This is a genomic window from Paracoccus albus (assembly GCF_027913035.1).
In the GTDB taxonomy this organism is placed as follows: domain Bacteria; phylum Pseudomonadota; class Alphaproteobacteria; order Rhodobacterales; family Rhodobacteraceae; genus Paracoccus; species Paracoccus albus.
Map to the genome: position 1 here is coordinate 1,278,765 of NZ_CP115775.1, position 17,904 is coordinate 1,296,668.

A 17,904-nucleotide genomic window follows, 5' to 3' on the forward strand; every position below is an offset into this window, starting at 1 on the left:
CTTACCACGACCCCGAGTGAATACTGGCAGGACGGACGGGCACATGTCAAACAGAACATACATTTTGCTGGATATCATATCGTTTGTTTGATTTGATACAGATATGGTCCGGGTGAAAACACCGCCCGCAAAAAGGGAGACCTGCATGAAAGACGCGCTGAAGCACGCGGTTGATCCAGACGCCGTCCCCGGACCTGCCGCCGGAGAGGATATGCTGGCCAGTCTTCAGCAGATGCTGCCCGCGCTCAGCACACGAGAGGCGCGTGCGGCGCGGCATCTGATCGCGAACTTCCCGATCAGCGGCCTTGGCACCGTTGCAGAGGTCGCTGAAACCAGCGGCGTCAGCACAGCCACTGTTCTTCGGCTGGTCAAGCGCCTTGGCTATGCCGGCTATGCCCAGTTTCAGGCAGAACTGAAATCACAACTGGAAATGCGGCTGCAATCGCCGCTGATCCGGTTGGATGCGCATGCGAGCGAAGATGACGATTTCCTGTCGGGCTATTTCGGACAGCTTGCCGAAGCCATGTCTCAGATGCAGTCGGGGATGGACCGCCAGACCTTTGATGCCATCGTCGAGCTGCTGGCCGATCCCAAGCGCGACATTCACGTCATCGGCGGAAGATGTTCGGGGCATGTGGCAAGGTATTTCGTCGATCTGCTGATCTCCTTGCGTCAGAGGGTTCATGCGATCGACGCTGACGCGAACAGGCATCCGCTCCAGCTTCTCGACATCGGTCGCAATTCGGTCGTCGTGGTGATGGATGTGCGACGCTATCAGGACGAGGTCATAGAGTTTGCCCAGATGGCGGCAGAGCGTCGTGCCAGGATCATCCTGCTGACCGATCCGTGGTTGTCGCCCGTCGCGCGCGTCGCCTCGCATGTGCTCACTTTTCCCGTCACCTCTCCCTCGATCTTCGATGTCATGACAGGCGGTATGGCCGTGGCCGATGCATTGCTGGGTGCGGTTGCGCGGGTGACCGGGGCAGGGGGGCGCGACCGCATGGGACGACTGGAAGAACTGCGGGATCAACAGCAACGCCTGAGCCGGGGCAATGACGAAACGAGCTAGCCGAGCCGTCATCGCAGGCGGCGGAAATATTGACACTCAGGAGGCCCGATGAAACCGCAGGAGATCACGACAATCTGCACAAGCGACCTTGGCGGTCAGACACGCGGCAAAGGCTATCCTGCGCGCGACCGTGCCAGCAGGCTGGAAAAAGGCATCGGCTGGACGCCGACCAATTCGATGATCTCGCCGCTCGGTCCAATCGCGCCATCACCTTGGGGGCCATGCGGTGACCTGCTGCTGCGCCCGGACCCGGATACGGAAACCCGCATCGATTTCGGTGATGGCAGCGCGATTGAGAGCTTTGTGATCGGGGATATTGTCGAACTTGACGGCACGCCCTGGGATGTCTGCCCGCGCGGTTTTCTGAAGCGAGTCCTTGCCGCGTTGGAGGAACGACACGGCCTGTCGGTGCGTGCAGCCTTTGAACATGAGTTTGCCTATTTCGGTGTCGAGCCGCGCGACAATTCCCCCTATGCACTGGATTCCGTCAGGCGTCAGGGTCGTTTTGCCGAGACATATCTGGCAGCACTGGACAAGGCGGGGATCACGCTGGATACCTTCATGGCCGAATATGGCCCGCAGCAATACGAAGTCACGGTGGGCCCCGCCATTGGCGTCACCGCAGCCGATCAGGCGCTGATTGTCCGCGAACTGGCGCGTGCGGCGGCGTGGCGTCAGGACCAGCAGCGGGTCAGTTTCACGCCGCTTCTGCATCCTGATGCAGTCGGCAATGGCGTGCATGTGCATTTTTCATTGTTCAAATCCGCAGACGGTGCGCCCGTCAACCACGATCCTGAACATGAACATGGCCTGTCCGAAACGGGCGGCGCGTTCCTGTCCGGCATTCTGGCAAAGATGCCCGCACTTCTGGCTATGACTGCGCCATCCCCGGTCAGCTATTACCGCCTGAAACCCAACCGGTGGAGCGCGGCTTACAACAATCTCGGTTATCGCGACCGAGAGGCCGGGCTTCGTATCTGTCCTGTCTTTGACGAGGCAAAGATTGCCTCTCAGTATCACTTCGAATATCGGGCCGCCGATGCGACGGCCAGCCCCTATCTTCTGCTGGGCGCGATCTTGGCGGCAGGCTTATGGGGGCTGGATCGGGGGCTTGAGCGCGCAAAGGTCTATGAAGGTCTGCCGCAGGATTTTGACGATACGCATAATCACGCCCTCGGTGTTCGGCGATTGCCGACCTCTCTGGAAGAGGCGCTTGATCTGTTAGAGGCTGACACGGATCTGGACGACTTCATCACCGCCGACCTGAAATCCGCAATCCTGACCGGCAAGCGTTTCGAACTGTCGCAGGTGACGGATCTGACCCCGGAACAGCGCTGCGAGCGCTATGCCCGGATCTACTAGCTGCGGCGCTTCATCTGTGTGATCAGCTCATCCGTCGTTCTGGTCACGCAATAGCCGCCGAATGCCTGCAGCGCGTTACGGTGCCGTTCCCGTGTGTCTGTCGCGCAGCCATCGGAGACACAGACCATATGAAAGCCGCGATCCGCGCCGTCGCGTATCGTGTGATCGCAGCATTGATCTGTCAGGAAGCCGGTAACGATGATCGTATCGAGCCCGATATTGCGGATCAGATATTCGAAATTCGTCGAATTGAACAGGGATGAGGACGTCTTCGGAATAACCATCTCATCCGCACCGGGCGCGAGCGCTGCAATAACCTTTGCATCCTGCGATCCCTTCGCGATGAAGAAATTCGAAAGTTTGTAGTCAAGCGAACGGTCACGGCCATCCAGGGTCGCATTTTCCATGACTGTGTAAATGACCTCTGCCCCAGTGGCGCGCGCCGCGCCGATCAAACGGGCGATATTCGGGATAACGAAGGCATGAGCGTCCTCGTAAAATTCCGGGCGGGGCTGGCGATTTTTCTGGTCCATCACCCAGTTCTGCGCGTCGATCACAAGAAGCACGGTTGTTTGCGGATCGAACGGCCGGACACGGCTTTCGAAGATGTCCTGCTTGCGAGGCTCCGTCATCCGTTGGTCCTTCCTCTGATCAGCCGCAGCAGCCATGCGGGTTCGCCAGAGCCGAAAAGCCCCGCAGGCCGGAAGCGCAGGACGAGGACCAGCACAAGTGCGACGATCATCTGCGACAGACCATACAGGCCCATGCTTTCCTCCACGGGTTTCAGCGCCTCGCCCAGAAGCGTGATCCCAAGTGCCGCTACAATCGCGCCGGTGATCGAGCCGGTTCCGCCCAGCACCACCATCGCAACCAGATTAAAGGCCAGCACTATGCCATAGCTGCGTGGCGTCACCACGGTGATCAGATGCGCCATGAATGCGCCGACAATGCCCGCGATCACCGCGCCCAAAACAAAGGCGATCAGTTTGATCCGTGCAGTTTTGACACCGATCGATTCCGCCGCCAGCTGATTTTCCCGCGTCGCCATCATGGCCCGGCCGATCGAGGAAAACTTGATCCGCCAGACCATCAGCACGACCAGCAGCATCAGCCCGGCGCACCACCAGATATTTGTCAGTCGCGGTATGCCCGACAGGCCAGAGCCGCCGCGCGTCAACCCCTGCCAGTTGATCGCCAATCCCTGCACGATCACGATCAGCCCCAGCGTCGCAACGGCCAGATAATGCCCCTTCAGGCGCAGCACCACCAGTCCGATCAGCAGGGCGATCAGCCCGACGATCACAGCCGCACAGATCAGCGTCAGGCCAAAGGGCATTTGCCATGACACGAACGGCTCCGGCAGGCCGAACAACATTGTCGATTTCCGCGCCACCGGATAGCCGAGCACGGCGGCGATATATGCGCCGACCATCATGAAGGCCGGATGCCCAAGCGAAAACAGCCCGGTCAGCCCGTTGGTCAGTTGCATCGACACCGCCAGTGTGATGTTCAGGCAGGCAAGTGATGCCAGTGTCAGGCCATATGCGCTCGACCAGCCGGTAAACAGCCACAGCGCGGCCAGCAGCGCCGCTGTGGCAATGGCAAGTCTCAGGCCCGCGGCGGCGGGACGCAAATCGCTCAGGACGGGGGCGGACGGTTCAGGCGCGTTCTTCGACATGGCGCACAAACAGCCCCGAAGGCTTGATAAGAAGGATCACAATCAGCAGCAGAAACACGAAGCTGTCCCGGTAAGAGGCATATTCAGGCGGCAGCAATCCGACAAACAGCACCTCTGCCATGCCCAGCAGATAGCCGCCCAGCAAAGCCCCACTGATCGAGCCAACACCGCCGATCACACAGGCGATGAAGGCTTTCAGCCCCGGTGCCAGCCCCATAAGGGGATGTATCTGCCCGAACTTTCCGCCCCACATCAGCCCGGCGATGGCAGCCAGACCAGACCCGATGGCGAAAGCCGCAAGGATCGTGCGATTGACCGGCACACCCATCAGTTGCGCAGCCAGCAGGTTTTCAGACGTCGCACGCATCGCGGTTCCAAGTCGCGTCCGGTATACGATAAACAGAAGCGCTGCGATCAGCAGAACGGCCATGACGATGATTGTCACGTCGGTCATGGATGCGCTGACACCGCCGATTTCGACTCGCTGCCGCATGACAGCCGGAAACTGAAAGCTGCGTTGCTGCCCCGACAAAAGCAGCAGCGCGCCGTTCTGGATCAGTACGGACACAGCCAGCGTCGCTATGAACCCCGTCACCTGCGTTGCTGACCGCATGGGCCGGAAGATCATCGTTTCAATCGTCATGCCCGCGCATGCCCCCACCAGCAGGACAAGTGCCGCAACAAGCGGCCACGGCAATCCCGTCTGCACCATGGCCAGCGAGGCGAAGGCGCCGATCATCACCAGATCACCGTGAGCAAAGTTTATCAGCCGCACGATGCCGTAGATCATCGAAAAGCCTATGGCGATCAGCGCATACAGGCTGCCAAGCGACAGCCCGTTGACGATCTGCTGGAACAGATATTGGCTCATTCCATCTCCCCCAGATAGGCATGGCGAACCTGCTGATTACTGGCCAGCTCTGCGCCCGTTCCGGTCAGCGTGATGCGCCCGTCCTCAAGAACATATCCGCGGTCAGCGGATTCCAACGCCATTGCGGCGTTCTGTTCGATCAGCAGGATGGTCGTGCCATCATTGCGCAATGTCTCGATCACGTCAAAGATCCGCTCGATATATTGCGGGGCGAGGCCCAGCGAGGGCTCATCCAGCATCAACAGAACGGGGTCCGCAAGAAGGGCGCGTCCGATGGCAAGCATCATCTGTTCCCCACCCGAAAGCGACCCGGCCGTCAGATCGGCGCGCTCTGCCAGAATGGGAAACAGATCATGGATATGCGCGATCTCGGATTTCAGCGTCGCGCGATCGTTCCGCGCATATGCCCCCATCAGCAGGTTTTCCCTGACGCTCAGCGATTGGAAAATCTGCCGCCCCTCGGGGCAGTGAACCAATCCGGCCCGCACGATCCGGTCAGACGAGGCCGCTGTCAGATCAGTGCCCCCCTCGCGCCCGGTGAAACGCATTGTGCCAGAGAAAGGCCGCAGCAATCCCGACAATGTATGCAGGGTAGAGCTTTTCCCCGCGCCATTCGCCCCGATCAGCGCAACGATCTCTCCTTTCTTCACCTCAAGCGACAGGTCATGCAGCACATGCGTGGCACCACGCCGCAGGTTCAGGTCACGGACTCGCAAGATTGGCTCAGTCATGTCGACACCGGTTGCTTGTCGGGCTTGCGATTGCGGCGGGTGCCCAGATAAGCCTCGATTACGGCGGGGTCATTCTGCACCTCTCTCGCGCTGCCTGCGGCGACGAATTTGCCCCGATTGATCACCTGAATCCGGTCGCAGAGCGACATCACAAGCCGCATATCATGTTCGACCAGCAATACCCCAATTCCACGTTCATGGGCGAGAGTTCTGATCAGTGTGGTCAGCATCGACGTTTCAGACGTGTTCAGCCCCGCTGCGGGTTCGTCCAGCAACAAGACCTTCGGTCCCACCGCCAACGCCCTCGCAATCTCGACACGCCGTTGATCGCCATAGGACAGATCGCCCGCACGACGGTGTGCATGTGCGGATAATCCGACAAGGTCGATGACATTGATCGACTGATCGCGAATTTCGGCCTCGGATCGCCAGAAGGCAGGCCGCTGCATCAGCGTGCTCAGCAACCCGGCGCCGTGACGCATGTGCCCCCCGCTCATGACATTGTCGAGAACGCTCAGATCGTTGAACAGGCGTATGTTCTGAAATGTCCGGGCAAGCCCAGCCTCGGCGAAACGATGGGGCGGCTGACCGGTCATATCCTGACCGCCGATCCGCACCTGCCCAGAACTCGGGGCGAGCACGCCGCTGAGGAGGTTGAACGCCGTAGTCTTTCCCGCACCATTCGGCCCGATCAAACCGACGAGATCACCCTGAGACAAATTCAGGCTGTAATCTTCGACGGCGGTGATCCCGCCGAAATGGCGGGTCAGTTTATCTGCCGACAGCAAGGTTTCGGTATTCACCGCGAATGACCGCCCGGTTTGTTTCTTCGGATTATTGGTCAGGCTAAACAAACTCGGCCCATGCGGTCAATCAGAACATACATCTTGTGCAGATTTAAGTAAAATGTATGAATTTATTCATGAAGGAATCGTCTGAAAAGCTGGCGCGCGCCTTGCGGTCTGATACCGTATTGCCGACATGGGGGACATTCGCATGAGTGTCCTGATTGCGCCGCATGAGCCACCGCCGGTTGAGGTTCACAACCCGGATGGACAGTCAGATTTTGTCGTTATCTGCGAACATGCCGGACGGCGGATACCAGAGGCGCTTGGCAATCTTGGGCTGAAAGAATCCGATCTGACGCGTCATATCGCCTGGGATATAGGTGCGCGCGACGTTGCGATGACCCTTGCTGACGGACTGGATGCGCCGCTTTTCATGCAGCGTTACTCTCGACTGGTTTGCGACTGCAACCGGCAGCCCGACGTCGAAAGCTTTATTCCTGCCATCAGCGAGGCGACCCTGATTCCCGGAAACAGCGGGATTTCGGAAAGTGATCGCGATGCCCGGATCTCAGCTATATTCCGGCCCTTCCATGACAGGGTGTCCACGGCTCTGGATCGGCGATCTGCTGACGGCAAGGCAACCTTTCTTGTGACAATTCACAGCTTCACGCCGGTATTCAATGGCGTCAGCAGACCTTGGGAAATCGGCGTTCTCTATAATCGTGACAAGACGCTGTCGCCTGCAATGCTAGAGATATTGCGAGAGGATACCGCGCATTGCGTGGGCGACAACCAGCCTTATTCGGTCGGCGACGACACTGATTACACCATTCCGGTCTTTGGAGAGGCGCGCGGCATTCCCTGCGTCGAGATCGAAATCCGCAATGACCTGACCGAGGGAGCCTGGCAGGTGGGTTATTGGGCTGATCTGCTGGCCGCATCACTGCGCAAGGCGCAGGCGAAGTTGCCACGGTGATGAGCTGACACCGGACATCGCCGCCTTTCTCTTGCTCGGGCGTAGGGTCAGGCCAGGCTCTCGACGGGGGCGACACTCTGATCAATCCGCGCGGCTGCAGCTAGCATCCCGGCGTCCTGCCACTTACGCCCCACCAGCATCGTCATGGACCAGGCGGGTGACAGGCCCGGCGTGGGCATTGCAATCGCGCAGCCGTCAATCAGGTTGACCAGCGAGGTGTTTCGCAGCATCGCAGCATTTAGCCTGTCGAAATCGTCCTCAACCTCGCTGATACGCGGCGGCAACATCATCAGTGTCGGTGTGACGGCAGCATCGAAGTCTGCGATAGCCTTGTCGAATTTTCCGATGAGTTCGGCACGCGCGGCATAAGCATCCTCTATCTGGGCGGGCGAGAGCGTTTCGGCAAAACGGATACGCGCGAGAACCCGTGGATCGCCGAGCTTTTCCAGTTTCGTCAGGTCCTGGCCATAAATACGATGTGCCTCGACCGAGACGATGATGCGGTTCAGGCCGATGCCCTCGCCGATCTCTGCCATATCCACCGCTTCGACTTGATGGCCTGCCCTGCGCAGGCGGGCAAGCTCGGCGTCAAACAGTGTCGAAACCGCATCTGACAGATCGTTTGTAAAGGCACCCTGCGGGACAGCCAACCGCAGCCGTTCCGGTGACGTGGCCGACAGCGGTGCGGCGGCCATGACCTCTAGCAGCCGCTTCAGAAGCGGCAGATCACGGGCCATGGGTCCGGGGGTGTCATAGCTGGGCGCAAGGGAATGAATTCCGCTGTCATCCACCAGACCCTGACTTGGCTTTATCCCCCAGATACCATTCGCAGCGGGCGGAATACGCAAAGACCCGCCTGTATCCGTGCCGATTGCCGCGTCGGTCAGGCCCAACGCCACGCCCACCGCGCCACCGGAGCTTGACCCGCCCGGAATGAAGCCTTCGGCAATTGCGCTTGAAGGCGTGCCGTGATGCGGGTTCAGCCCCACACCCGAATAGGCGAATTCCGACATCGAGGTGCGTCCGAACATCAGCGCACCCGCGCGACGCAACCTTGTAACGGCAGTGGAATCCGCAGTTGCAGGGGCACGCTCAGCCAGCAACCGGGAACCGGCAGAGGTCACCGAACCTGCTTCATCATACAAATCCTTCACCGAGATAAGGGTGCCGAAAAGTGGCATATCCTCGCCCGATCTCTGCCGATCCGTCAGGGCATCCGCTTCTGCGCGAATGCGATCAGGATTGAACTCGGTGAAAATCGCCCTGCGCATGGCCTCGGGCAGGGCAGCGACGCGGGCAATCGCTGCTTCAGCCTTGTTCTGCAAAGACTGCGTCATGCGACCTCTGCCAACTGTTGGGCGACGTATTCATGGCTGATCTGCCTGCCCGACGCCGGATCGGTCATGGTCATACGAAAGCCTGCTGCGGCCCTGACACCGCCTTTGGCGCCAAAGGTTCCGCACATCATGGCCGCCGCCCCATCTTTCGACAGGTCATTGAGTGCAGAGCCGTCCAGCAAATCGGCCAGCGGGCGGATCGAAGCGATCGTTCCCTGCTGATACAGCACCCATTCGCCATTCTCGTGGATATGGCTTTCCAGCTGGATATCCTCCAGCCGGTCGGCGACCTCGTCCCACGGCCAGAGTTCTTCCGCGCAGGGTTTGGTGCAGACCTGTTTTGACATTGCCACCGACTGTGCTTCCAGTGCGCGGTCAGTGTGATCTGAACCGAGGCCGAGCCAGCGTTTACCCTGTGCCTGAACGATCATCGGTTCGACCTCTCCAGAAGATGAGTCGCCGACCACCTGAACCTCAGTCGCAGTCGTCAGCAGTGACGCGGCGACACGGTAGAACAGTGGAGTGGTGGAAGGAGGCGCGACGCCAAGGGCGGCGAGTTCCTCGATATGGTGCTGAATCGCCGCGGGATCCCGGCCCGTCCAACCGGCGATGACCAGATGGGCCATGTCCAGATCCAATGGCGTGCCATTCACGTTGAAACGCATGTCAGTCTGTCCTTCCTAGAGTATCGAGGGCAGCCAGAGCGCAAGCCCCGGCATCGCGATCAGCGCAAAAATCATCAGGATCATCATCAGCACATAGGGTATTGCACCCACGATGACCTGATTGATGCTGCCCGATTTCCGCGCCCCCTGAACAACGAAGAGGTTCAGACCCACGGGCGGCGTGATCAACGCCATTTCGATCAGCACGATCAGCAGCACGCCGAACCAGACCTTGTCGTAGCCAAGGCCCGCCATGATCGGCACCACGATCGGGATGGTCGCGACCATCAGCGACAATGTCTCGATGAAAAAGCCAAGCACCAGATAAAGCGCGATGATAAGCAGCAGCGTCCCGAAGGGAGACAGGCCAGAGCCTTCGATCATTGCGGTCAGCTGACGCCCCAAACCGGCGGATGTCATGGCGAAGTTCAGGAAAGATGCGCCCGCGACCACAAGCAATATCATCGCGGAGATGCGGATTGTCCCGTGGAGCGCATCCGACATCGACTGCCCGCCCAGACCATCACCAAGGAATATGGCAATGAGCATTGCCATGACCACGCCAATCGCCGCCGACTCTGTCGGGGTGGCCCATCCCGCATAGATCGAGCCGATCACGACTGCGAACAGAATAAAGATAGGCACCAGCTGGATCAGGCTGCGCAAGCGTTCGGACCATGCAAAGCTGCGCGACGGGCCGCCAAGCGCGGGTTTGATCGAACAGATCAGTACGGTGATCGCGATGAACGACAGCGCCATCAACATGCCGGGTACCAATCCGGCCGAAAACAGCTGCGGAATAGAGGTTTCGGTCAGGAAGCCATAGACGATCAGGTTGATCGAAGGCGGGATCAATATTCCCAGCGTGCCACCGGCTGCGATGGAACCGGCAAACAGGCGCGGATCATATTTCAGGCGCTCGGCCTGGGGCATGGCGACGGTAGCCACCGTTGCCGCAGTCGCGACCGATGAACCGGAGGTGGCAGAGAACATCGTAGCCGTGGCGATATTTGCGTGAACCAGACCGCCCGGCAGCCATGACAGCCATTTGTCCAACGCGGCATAGGTCCGCTCGGCCACGCCGCCTTTCACCAGAATTTCACCCAGCAGAACAAACAGCGGGATGGCGATGAGGGTCGAGGAATTGGACGATGACCAGACAACCTGTCCAAGGCCGCGCAAAAGCGGGAAGGCGGAATAGAACTCTCCGACACCGATGCCCAGAAGGAAGAGCACGATGCCGACGGGGATGGACAGGGCCATGAGACCCAGCAGGGATATGGCGACGGTCCAGATCATTCCTCGACCTCCGATCCGATACCGATGGCGCCTTCCAGAGCATCGCGGCGGTGCGCTGCCAGATATGCAATTGCAATCAGACTCAGCACCGTGGCCGTCAGCGCGAACCACAGCCAGCCCGCGAACCAGATTCCCTGCGGAATCCACAGCGGCGTTTCAAGCGACGTATTTGCGCGCGATCCGCGTTCCAGCGTTTTTTCCAGCACCGGCCAGCAATGATAGGCGATCAACAACACCGTGCCGGTGGTCACAATCATCGCAAATATATCCATCGCCGCCCGTCCCGTGTCAGCCAGCCTGTGGCGGATGATGTCGATGCGGACATGGGCGCGCTGAATAAGCGCGCAGCCCAGCCCCCAGCTTGCCACCGCTGCCATGACATAGCCCGAAATCTCATCCGAACCCCCAAGCGAGCCCAGACTGAAGCCGCGCATGACCACATCGGTCAGGATGAACGCCACGGTCAGCAGAAGCACCACCCCAAGGATGAGGGCGACGATCTGATTGGCGCGCCGCAGCGCGCCATAGGTTTGATCAATCATGGCAGGGTTTCCCATGCTTTAGCCAAGCATCACTGCTCGATGGAGACGCCGACGGATTGGCCGACGCTTTCGTTCCAGCGGGTGATCCATTCGGCACCGGCGCGGCTTGCCCAATCAGGCAGCACTTCAGCGGTCAGGATTTCACGGGCCGTGGCTACATCCTCCTCGGACGGCTCAACCAGCATCATCGAGGCTGCTTCACCTGATGCGCACTCGCCCTCTCCGGTCAGGCAGGCGATGTCATTGGCCAACCCGCCTTCGGCCGCGTCCCATGCCGGGCCTTCCAGACCTTCTGCGACCGCGTTGCTCAGCATTTCCTGCTGCTCTGCGCTCAGCCCGTCGAAGCGATCACCGTTCATGGCGATCACGACCGAATCCCAACCGCCAAGCGGCAAGGTCATCAGCGTGTCCGACACTTCCCACCAACCCGCCGAATAGCCTGAGCCGGCGCCGGTCACCGCGCAATCAATGACTGCGCGTTCCAGGGCGCCGGGAACCTCTGAGAAGGCGACATTGATGCCCTCGGCACCAAGCGCTTCCAGAAACTTCGTCGTCATCCGGCCAGAACCGCGCACCTTTTTGCCTTCCAGATCGGCGATAGAGGCGACCTCTCCTTTGCAGAAAACCACCTGCGGCGGGTAGGGGGCGATGCCCAGCACCTGCGCGCCAAAACGCTCGCGCATGATGTCATCGACCATCGGACGGGCGGCTTCGACCATCGCGCGGGCCTCCGCCGGGGTGTTGGCCAGCAGGGGAACATCAAGCCCTTCCAGTTCCGGCGCATCGCCGACCGTATAATCGGCCACCGTTGAGCCTACATCGAAAACGCCGTCGCCCAACATCCGATAGACGTCAGCGCCCGCGATGCCCATCTGGTCGAAGCTGGTCAGTTGCGCGGTGAATTCTCCGCCGGTCAATTCGGATAGCTGCTCGGTCCAGAATGGGGTTTCGAAATCCTGATAAAGCGGCAGGTTGCTCCAGCTGCCGACGACTGCGAGCTCTTCGGCAAGGGCAGGCGTCGCCAGTATCGTGGCCGAGGCGAGTATTGCGAGTGTGTTTTTCATTTTATCTCTCCTGTTGATGTTTTTGGGTTGGTTTGGACGCCGGTCAGCCTCGCTTCTGCGCGGCCGGCAGGAATGTCGGTCACGAGCATATGCCCCGGCGCATGGGTGATCGCCAAAGCCGGGCGTGCCGCCATGATCGCGGCCTGGGGCGTGACACCGCAGGCCCAGAAAACCGGAATGTCGCCGTCGCGAATGTCAGGCGCATCGCCGAAGTCCGGGGCCATGATATCTGCGACACCAATCTGTGCCGGATCCCCCAGATGCACAGGCGCACCGTGGGCGAGAGGGAAGCGGTCACAGATCTTTATTGCCTCGATCGCGTCTGCGGCAGGCATCGCACGCATACTGACGACCAGGGGCCCGGAGAAACGACCTGCAGTTCGGGTCGCAAGGTTGGTGCGATACATCGGCACATTGCGCCCGCTTTGCTGATGGCGAACCGGAATGCCCGCCCGCGACAACGCATCTTCGAAGCTGAACGAGCACCCGATCGCGAAGGAAACCATATCATCGGTCCACAGATCGGCGATATCGGCAGGCTCTGCCGCAAGCTCACCGCTCCGCCACACCCGATAGCGCGGCAGATCATGGCGCAGGTCGATCCCGTGGCCAAGGGTGGGCAGCGAAGGATCGCCCGGCTCTCCCACCGCGAGAAGCGGGCAGGGCCGCGGATTGGCCTGACAATAGCGCAGGAAATCCGCCGCGTCGCTGCTGCCGAGAATAACTAGATTAGCCTGCAACGCATCACCGCCAACCCCCGCAGTCGGTCCGTCGAACTGGCCGTTGCGGATCCGCTCACGCAGGGCACGGGGATTTGACAGATCCGGCGCATCTTGGGTCATCGGACGAAACTCCTCTATCATTGCAAGGATTCCGCAGGTTGACCGATTGAATCAATAGTTCAATTTTAGCCAATACTGATCTAATTAAGCTATCATTTATGGGCCGCGTTAACAGCGGCTGCTGCCACTTCGCGACCGATTTTTTCATTGCGCTCAGCGATGTAGCAAATGGCGAAATCCAGATCGGGCAGGCGGGCCTCGGGCCGGACCTCTATTTGCTCGATCCCTTCGTGGGGCCATGCCGCCACGATATCATGGGGAATCGTTCCAACACCGAAGCCTTGCCCGACGAGGTGTAAGACTGTCGCCAAAGATGCCGAACCATGCACGGTGGCGGCCTGTTTACGTCCGGGCGACAGAAGCTCCACCACCTGTCTGTGGGGCAGCGAGGCCTTCGGAAAGGACACGATGGGCAGCGCAGCCAGATCGTCGACACCGGCAGGGCGCGGCAGGTTGAAATGCTTTGGGGCCGCGTACCACCCCAACCCGACAGAGGGCAGGGGCGTCATGCTGGCACCCCTTGGCGCCAGATCGCGCATCAGGATGACAATATCCAATGCGTCGTCAACAAGCAGCTGGCTCATCCGTTCCGAGGTATCGACCGAAATCTCGAAACGCAGCAAGGGGTGGTCATTGCGCAGGTTGGTCAGCATCCGGGGCAGCACCGTATGCGTAACGGTTTCAGCGACCCCAAGCCGCACGACACCGGCCATGACCCCTTGCGTCAGTTCGTCAAGGATACGGTCCCTTTGGGCAACCAGAACCTCTGTCTCTTCGACCAGCCTTCGCCCGGCGGCCGTCAGCCTGACCCCCCTGCCATCACGTTCAAACAGGGTGATACCCATTCGATCTTCCAGATGACGCACGCGCCGTGAAATCGCGGATTGCGCAATGCCGGTGGCCTCTGAAGCGGCGCGAAAGCCGCCATGAAGCAGAATGGCACGAATGACCTCTATATCGCGAAAGCCGAACACGCTGAAAATTTCCACCCAAGGGCGGGCGCAGTCAAGCACTGGCTGTCACAGCAGCGATCATCACACCGTGCGCTTGACGCCACATGCAGCAGGTGACAGGCAAGGCGCATGATGGTGAAAAACAAGATCGCAATCGTGACGGGCGGCCTGTCGGGGATGGGTCGGGCTGTCGCGCAGCGCCTCGCTGCCGAAGGCGCCGTGGTTTTTGTCGGTGCGCGGCGCGCGGGCGACGATGCGCAGACGGCATCCCTGCGCGCAGAGTTTGACGATAGCGTGCAATTCGCCCAGCTTGACGTGCGCGACAGCAGAAGCTGCAATGGCTTTGTTGAAGGTGTCATCGCGGCGCGGGGTCGCGTAGACATCCTCGTCAATGCCGCGGGTATCTATGAGGAGGCCGCGATTGCCGGCCACTCAGACCGCATCTGGGACGACACCATCGACACAAACCTGACCGGCAGTTTCAAGATGATCCGCGAGGTCATGCCTTCAATGCTGACCCAAGGTTGGGGTCGGATCGTGAATATCGCCTCGGTCGCGGCTCATCAGGGCATGGCGAACAATGCGGCCTATTGCGCAAGCAAGGCGGGTTTGCTGGGCCTCAGCCGCTGTGTGGCACTGGAAGGCGCTGCGAACGGCGTCACGTGCAACACCATCAGCCCGACATGGGTGCAAACAGAAATGCTGCAATCCTTTATAGAGGCAGATGTCGCTGAAGGCGCTTCGCGCGCTGATGTCATGGCGAAATATGAAGCGTCAAACCCGCAAGGAAAGCTGGTGCAGCCTGAAGAGGTCGCGGGGCTGGTCGTTTTTCTGGCCAGCGACGCCGGTCGCGCCATGACAATGGCTGACTATCAGGTGAATGCCGGTTCATTGTGGTGATAGAGGCGGCGAAGCAAAAGCTCCTCGGAATCCGAAATCGCTGAAAAGGGACCGAGCCCGGCGTCCCTCCATGCCTTTTGCGCGTTTGCATTATCGAAGCGCGCATCGGCGCTCAGCACATGCGGGCCCTGGTCGATCAGGTTACGCAGCAACTCTGGCAGCGATGCCTGCGCGCACCATTGATCGGCCGGCAGCGTGTCATAGCCTCTGATGGATAGGTCCGGCGAAACCGGGTCGGTGATGAGGTTCAGATAGCTGACCGTATTCGCTTCACGCGCCTTTATATTTGCCAAGAATGCCGCGGCGGCGCGAACATCGGTCATCGGGAAGGTCAGGCCGTCGGGAATGCTGCGCGATTGCACGCAGGCCGAAAGGATGGATTCATAGATATCCTTGCCATTCGGCGCGTCGAGGTCATAAAGCGAAGGCAGCCGCACAACCGCCGCCGTAACGCCAGCAGAGGCAATCTCTGCCTCGGCCGCCAGCTTGGCGGCACCATAGCCGGATATGCCGGGGTAGGGGGAGGCAGGCTCCTCCGGATGCGGTCCGCCCTGATCTGGAAAAACGGCACTGGACGACGAAAAGCGCAGTTCGGCACCCGCGTCCTTGCAGAAGCGAAGCACGTTCGCCATCGCGGTCTTTGTCCAGGCAACCATCTGTGCAGGCTCCACCGCGAGGTTAACCGTCGCTGCACAGTGAATGAGCAAATCAACCTGTTGGCAGAGTTTCGCATAATCATCGTCGCGAAGTCCAAAGCGCATGCCGTCCACGCTGCCAATCACTGGAATGACCCTTTCGGCGGGCAAGCCCGAGGCAGCAATGATGCTCTCCAACCGCTCCTGCGGATCGCGCCTGCGTGGCCGTATCAGGCAATAGACCACCTGATCTTCTGGCAGACGATTAAGGGCTGCCGCCAGTACATGCTGCCCGAGAAAACCTGTGACCCCGCTCAGCAGGATACCGCGTCGTGACATATCGGGGGCGCCGCCAGCCTCTGCCGTCTGTGCTTGCAACAATTCGTGCAGTCGCCCCAGCGGCAGGTTCAGCGCCCAGTCGAAATCGACGCTTCGCGCATATGTCTGCTCAAGCGCGAGGATCAGGTCCACACACATCAGGGAATCGCCGCCCAGATCGTGGAACGACTGCGCCGGATCGACCTGATCAATCGGGCATCGCAAAATGCGTGCGGCGTGGGCCACGCTGGGCAGTGTAGATTGCGCACCTATATCATCGCCCGGGGCAGGCTGGATGTCGGGCAGGGCGCGATACTCGCACTTACCCGACACCTCATTCAGCGGAATGGCATCAAGCCGGACGAGATATGACGGGATGCAGTAAGCGGGCACGACCTTGCGCAGTTCCCGCGCGAGCAAGGGTGAAATCCGTTCGCTGTCGCCCCGCATCTGCCAGCGGAGATTATTGATCTGCGCCTGCTCCTCATCCGCGACGTAGTACAACACCAGAGCCGTGCCCTGATCGCCAATGTCTTTGATCCAGGGTATGGCATGCGAGAAGGCGATAAGCTCACTCAGCGTCGTCGTCAGTTCACTGATCTGAATGCTATGGCCGCGCAGTTTCAGCATATGCGCTTCGCGGCCCAGTATGACGATATTCCCATCCGGCTCGATATAGCCTCGGTCGCCAGTGTCATACAGCCGCGTGATATTTCCATCTATCGAAACATCTCGAAAGCGTCGCGCCGTCTCATTCGGGCGGTTCAGATAGCCGGGGGCAAGCATCCTATGCCCTGCGAAATGCAGCAAGCCGGGCTGACCGGGCGGGCAGGGACGATCGGCGTCGTCAAGAACAATGGGGCGGAGATGCGGCATTGCCCTGCCAACCCGCACACCGGTGGAAAGTGCAGAATCTGTCGTATCACGCTGATCGGTCACATCCGACATGCTGACATCGTGAGTTTCACAAATGCTATAAAGATTCCAAAGCCTTGCCTGCGGAATTTTCGCTCGCGCCTCTGCGATAAGGGAAGGGGTGACGATCTCTCCATTCAGGATGATACGGCGAAGGGGCAGGGTTGCGCCCAGTTGCGGCGTGACGCCTTGAAGGATCTTTCCAAGGAAGGACGGCGTGAATAGCATTTCATGGATGTCATGGCGATCTATGAACCTGGCGAGCGCCTGCGGCGACATCAGGTCGTCCAGCCCGGGAAAGCAAAGCTCTGCACCATTCCTCAGCGGGCGGAACATCTCCCATATCGCGAAAATGTAAATCCCTACCTTCATGCCGGGGCGGTACGGCGTGTAGACATCGCGCCAGACATAGGACAGCAGGGCCGCATCATGGGTAACAGGGATGCATTTCGGACGGCCCGTCGTGCCAGATGTAGCGACGAGGTAGATCGGATCATCCGGTTCTACCTTCGCAGTGGCAAGAACATCCACCGGCCTTGCGCCGATCAGCGAAGCCCCATCGACGGTCGCGATATGATCCGGCAATTGTCCGTGTCGCGGCGGTTGCGCGATCAGGATAAGGCTGATGCCAAGCTCTTCGATGACATTCTGCAGCACCGGATCAGGCATCGCCGGATCAAGGTGAACAAAAGGTTTTCCCGCGATGACACATGCCGTGGCAAGCGCACCAAATAATGCAGACGGGGCGCCGAACACACCAATCGCGCCATGACCATCCATCTGCTGCTGGCAGCGTGCGACGAACCCGCCCAACTGCGCATAGCTCAAAGCCATCCGCTCATCGCGCATCGCGGTATGATCCGGATAGCGCGCAATGGCATCGGCCAGTTGGGCAGAAATGGGGGGAAGGTCATCATGCATGGAGAAAACAGCGGTCCGTACTAGAATATGCGGGTGCG

At 59.9% G+C, this 17,904-nt stretch carries 17 protein-coding genes; 4 read left to right on the forward strand and 13 right to left on the reverse strand.

Annotated elements, in window-relative coordinates; translation table 11 throughout:
* Nucleotides 1-145: 145 nt before the first annotated feature.
* Together PAF20_RS06390 and PAF20_RS06395 are read left to right on the forward strand one after the other, a co-directional pair.
* Nucleotides 146-1,069, forward strand: a complete 924-nt coding sequence (locus tag PAF20_RS06390) for a MurR/RpiR family transcriptional regulator (protein WP_271072876.1) — start codon at nucleotides 146-148, stop codon at nucleotides 1,067-1,069.
* Nucleotides 1,070-1,117: 48 nt separating this feature from the next.
* Nucleotides 1,118-2,431: a type I glutamate--ammonia ligase gene (locus PAF20_RS06395; RefSeq protein WP_271072877.1), complete on the forward strand. Its 1,314-nt coding sequence runs from the start codon at nucleotides 1,118-1,120 to the stop codon at nucleotides 2,429-2,431.
* Here PAF20_RS06395 and PAF20_RS06400 read toward each other — a convergent pair.
* Genes PAF20_RS06400 through PAF20_RS06420 form a run of 5 tightly spaced genes read right to left on the reverse strand, consistent with a single transcriptional unit; the run spans nucleotide 2,428 to nucleotide 6,514 of the window.
* Nucleotides 2,428-3,063 carry a cysteine hydrolase family protein gene (locus tag PAF20_RS06400; RefSeq protein WP_271072878.1) on the reverse strand — a complete coding sequence of 212 codons (636 nt, stop codon included), beginning with the start codon at nucleotides 3,061-3,063 and terminating at the stop codon, nucleotides 2,428-2,430. The two genes, PAF20_RS06395 and PAF20_RS06400, sit on opposite strands and share 4 nt — an antisense overlap.
* Nucleotides 3,060-4,109, reverse strand: a complete 1,050-nt coding sequence (locus tag PAF20_RS06405; RefSeq protein ID WP_271072879.1) for a branched-chain amino acid ABC transporter permease — start codon at nucleotides 4,107-4,109, stop codon at nucleotides 3,060-3,062. The genes PAF20_RS06400 and PAF20_RS06405 overlap by 4 nt, the downstream gene beginning before the upstream one ends.
* The gene (locus PAF20_RS06410) at nucleotides 4,090-4,980 is read right to left on the reverse strand and encodes a branched-chain amino acid ABC transporter permease (RefSeq protein ID WP_271072880.1); all 891 of its coding nucleotides are present in this window, start codon (nucleotides 4,978-4,980) and stop codon (nucleotides 4,090-4,092) included. Before PAF20_RS06410 ends, PAF20_RS06405 begins: the two co-directional genes overlap by 20 nt.
* Nucleotides 4,977-5,711: an ABC transporter ATP-binding protein gene (locus tag PAF20_RS06415; RefSeq protein ID WP_271072881.1), complete on the reverse strand. Its 735-nt coding sequence runs from the start codon at nucleotides 5,709-5,711 to the stop codon at nucleotides 4,977-4,979. Before PAF20_RS06415 ends, PAF20_RS06410 begins: the two co-directional genes overlap by 4 nt.
* Nucleotides 5,708-6,514 (reverse strand): ABC transporter ATP-binding protein, encoded by an 807-nt coding sequence (locus PAF20_RS06420; protein ID WP_271072882.1) that lies wholly within the window; start codon nucleotides 6,512-6,514, stop codon nucleotides 5,708-5,710. The genes PAF20_RS06415 and PAF20_RS06420 overlap by 4 nt, the downstream gene beginning before the upstream one ends.
* Before the next feature lie 178 nt (nucleotides 6,515-6,692).
* Here PAF20_RS06420 and PAF20_RS06425 point away from each other — a divergent pair, with 178 nt between their 5' ends.
* A complete protein-coding gene (locus PAF20_RS06425) occupies nucleotides 6,693-7,475 on the forward strand; it encodes an N-formylglutamate amidohydrolase (protein ID WP_271072883.1) in 783 nt (260 codons plus the stop codon).
* Between the two features lie 47 nt (nucleotides 7,476-7,522).
* Here PAF20_RS06425 and PAF20_RS06430 read toward each other — a convergent pair whose 3' ends face one another.
* From PAF20_RS06430 to PAF20_RS06460, 7 genes are all read right to left on the reverse strand, one after another.
* On the reverse strand, nucleotides 7,523-8,812 hold the full coding sequence (locus PAF20_RS06430; RefSeq protein WP_271072884.1) for an amidase family protein: 1,290 nt from the start codon (nucleotides 8,810-8,812) through the stop codon (nucleotides 7,523-7,525).
* Nucleotides 8,809-9,477 carry a DUF2848 domain-containing protein gene (locus tag PAF20_RS06435; RefSeq protein ID WP_271072885.1) on the reverse strand — a complete coding sequence of 223 codons (669 nt, stop codon included), beginning with the start codon at nucleotides 9,475-9,477 and terminating at the stop codon, nucleotides 8,809-8,811. The genes PAF20_RS06430 and PAF20_RS06435 overlap by 4 nt, the downstream gene beginning before the upstream one ends.
* A 15-nt stretch (nucleotides 9,478-9,492) precedes the next feature.
* Entirely contained in the window at nucleotides 9,493-10,776 is a 1,284-nt protein-coding gene (locus PAF20_RS06440) for a TRAP transporter large permease (RefSeq protein WP_271072886.1), read from the reverse strand.
* Entirely contained in the window at nucleotides 10,773-11,318 is a 546-nt protein-coding gene (locus PAF20_RS06445; protein ID WP_271072887.1) for a TRAP transporter small permease subunit, read from the reverse strand. The genes PAF20_RS06440 and PAF20_RS06445 overlap by 4 nt, the downstream gene beginning before the upstream one ends.
* Before the next feature lie 29 nt (nucleotides 11,319-11,347).
* Complete coding sequence (locus PAF20_RS06450) at nucleotides 11,348-12,382, reverse strand: TRAP transporter substrate-binding protein (RefSeq protein ID WP_271072888.1); 1,035 nt, start codon at nucleotides 12,380-12,382, stop codon at nucleotides 11,348-11,350.
* Nucleotides 12,379-13,224, reverse strand: a complete 846-nt coding sequence (locus PAF20_RS06455; RefSeq protein ID WP_271072889.1) for a putative hydro-lyase — start codon at nucleotides 13,222-13,224, stop codon at nucleotides 12,379-12,381. The genes PAF20_RS06450 and PAF20_RS06455 overlap by 4 nt, the downstream gene beginning before the upstream one ends.
* Nucleotides 13,225-13,316: 92 nt before the next feature.
* Nucleotides 13,317-14,213, reverse strand: a complete 897-nt coding sequence (locus PAF20_RS06460; protein ID WP_271072890.1) for a LysR family transcriptional regulator — start codon at nucleotides 14,211-14,213, stop codon at nucleotides 13,317-13,319.
* A gap of 93 nt (nucleotides 14,214-14,306) precedes the next feature.
* On the opposite strand from PAF20_RS06460, the gene PAF20_RS06465 reads away from it, so the two are divergent.
* Entirely contained in the window at nucleotides 14,307-15,077 is a 771-nt protein-coding gene (locus tag PAF20_RS06465; protein ID WP_271072891.1) for an SDR family NAD(P)-dependent oxidoreductase, read from the forward strand.
* Here the strand turns inward: PAF20_RS06465 and PAF20_RS06470 are convergent.
* The gene (locus PAF20_RS06470) at nucleotides 15,050-17,866 is read right to left on the reverse strand and encodes an AMP-binding protein (protein ID WP_271072892.1); all 2,817 of its coding nucleotides are present in this window, start codon (nucleotides 17,864-17,866) and stop codon (nucleotides 15,050-15,052) included. The genes PAF20_RS06465 and PAF20_RS06470 overlap by 28 nt on opposite strands.
* Nucleotides 17,867-17,904: the final 38 nt, after the last annotated feature.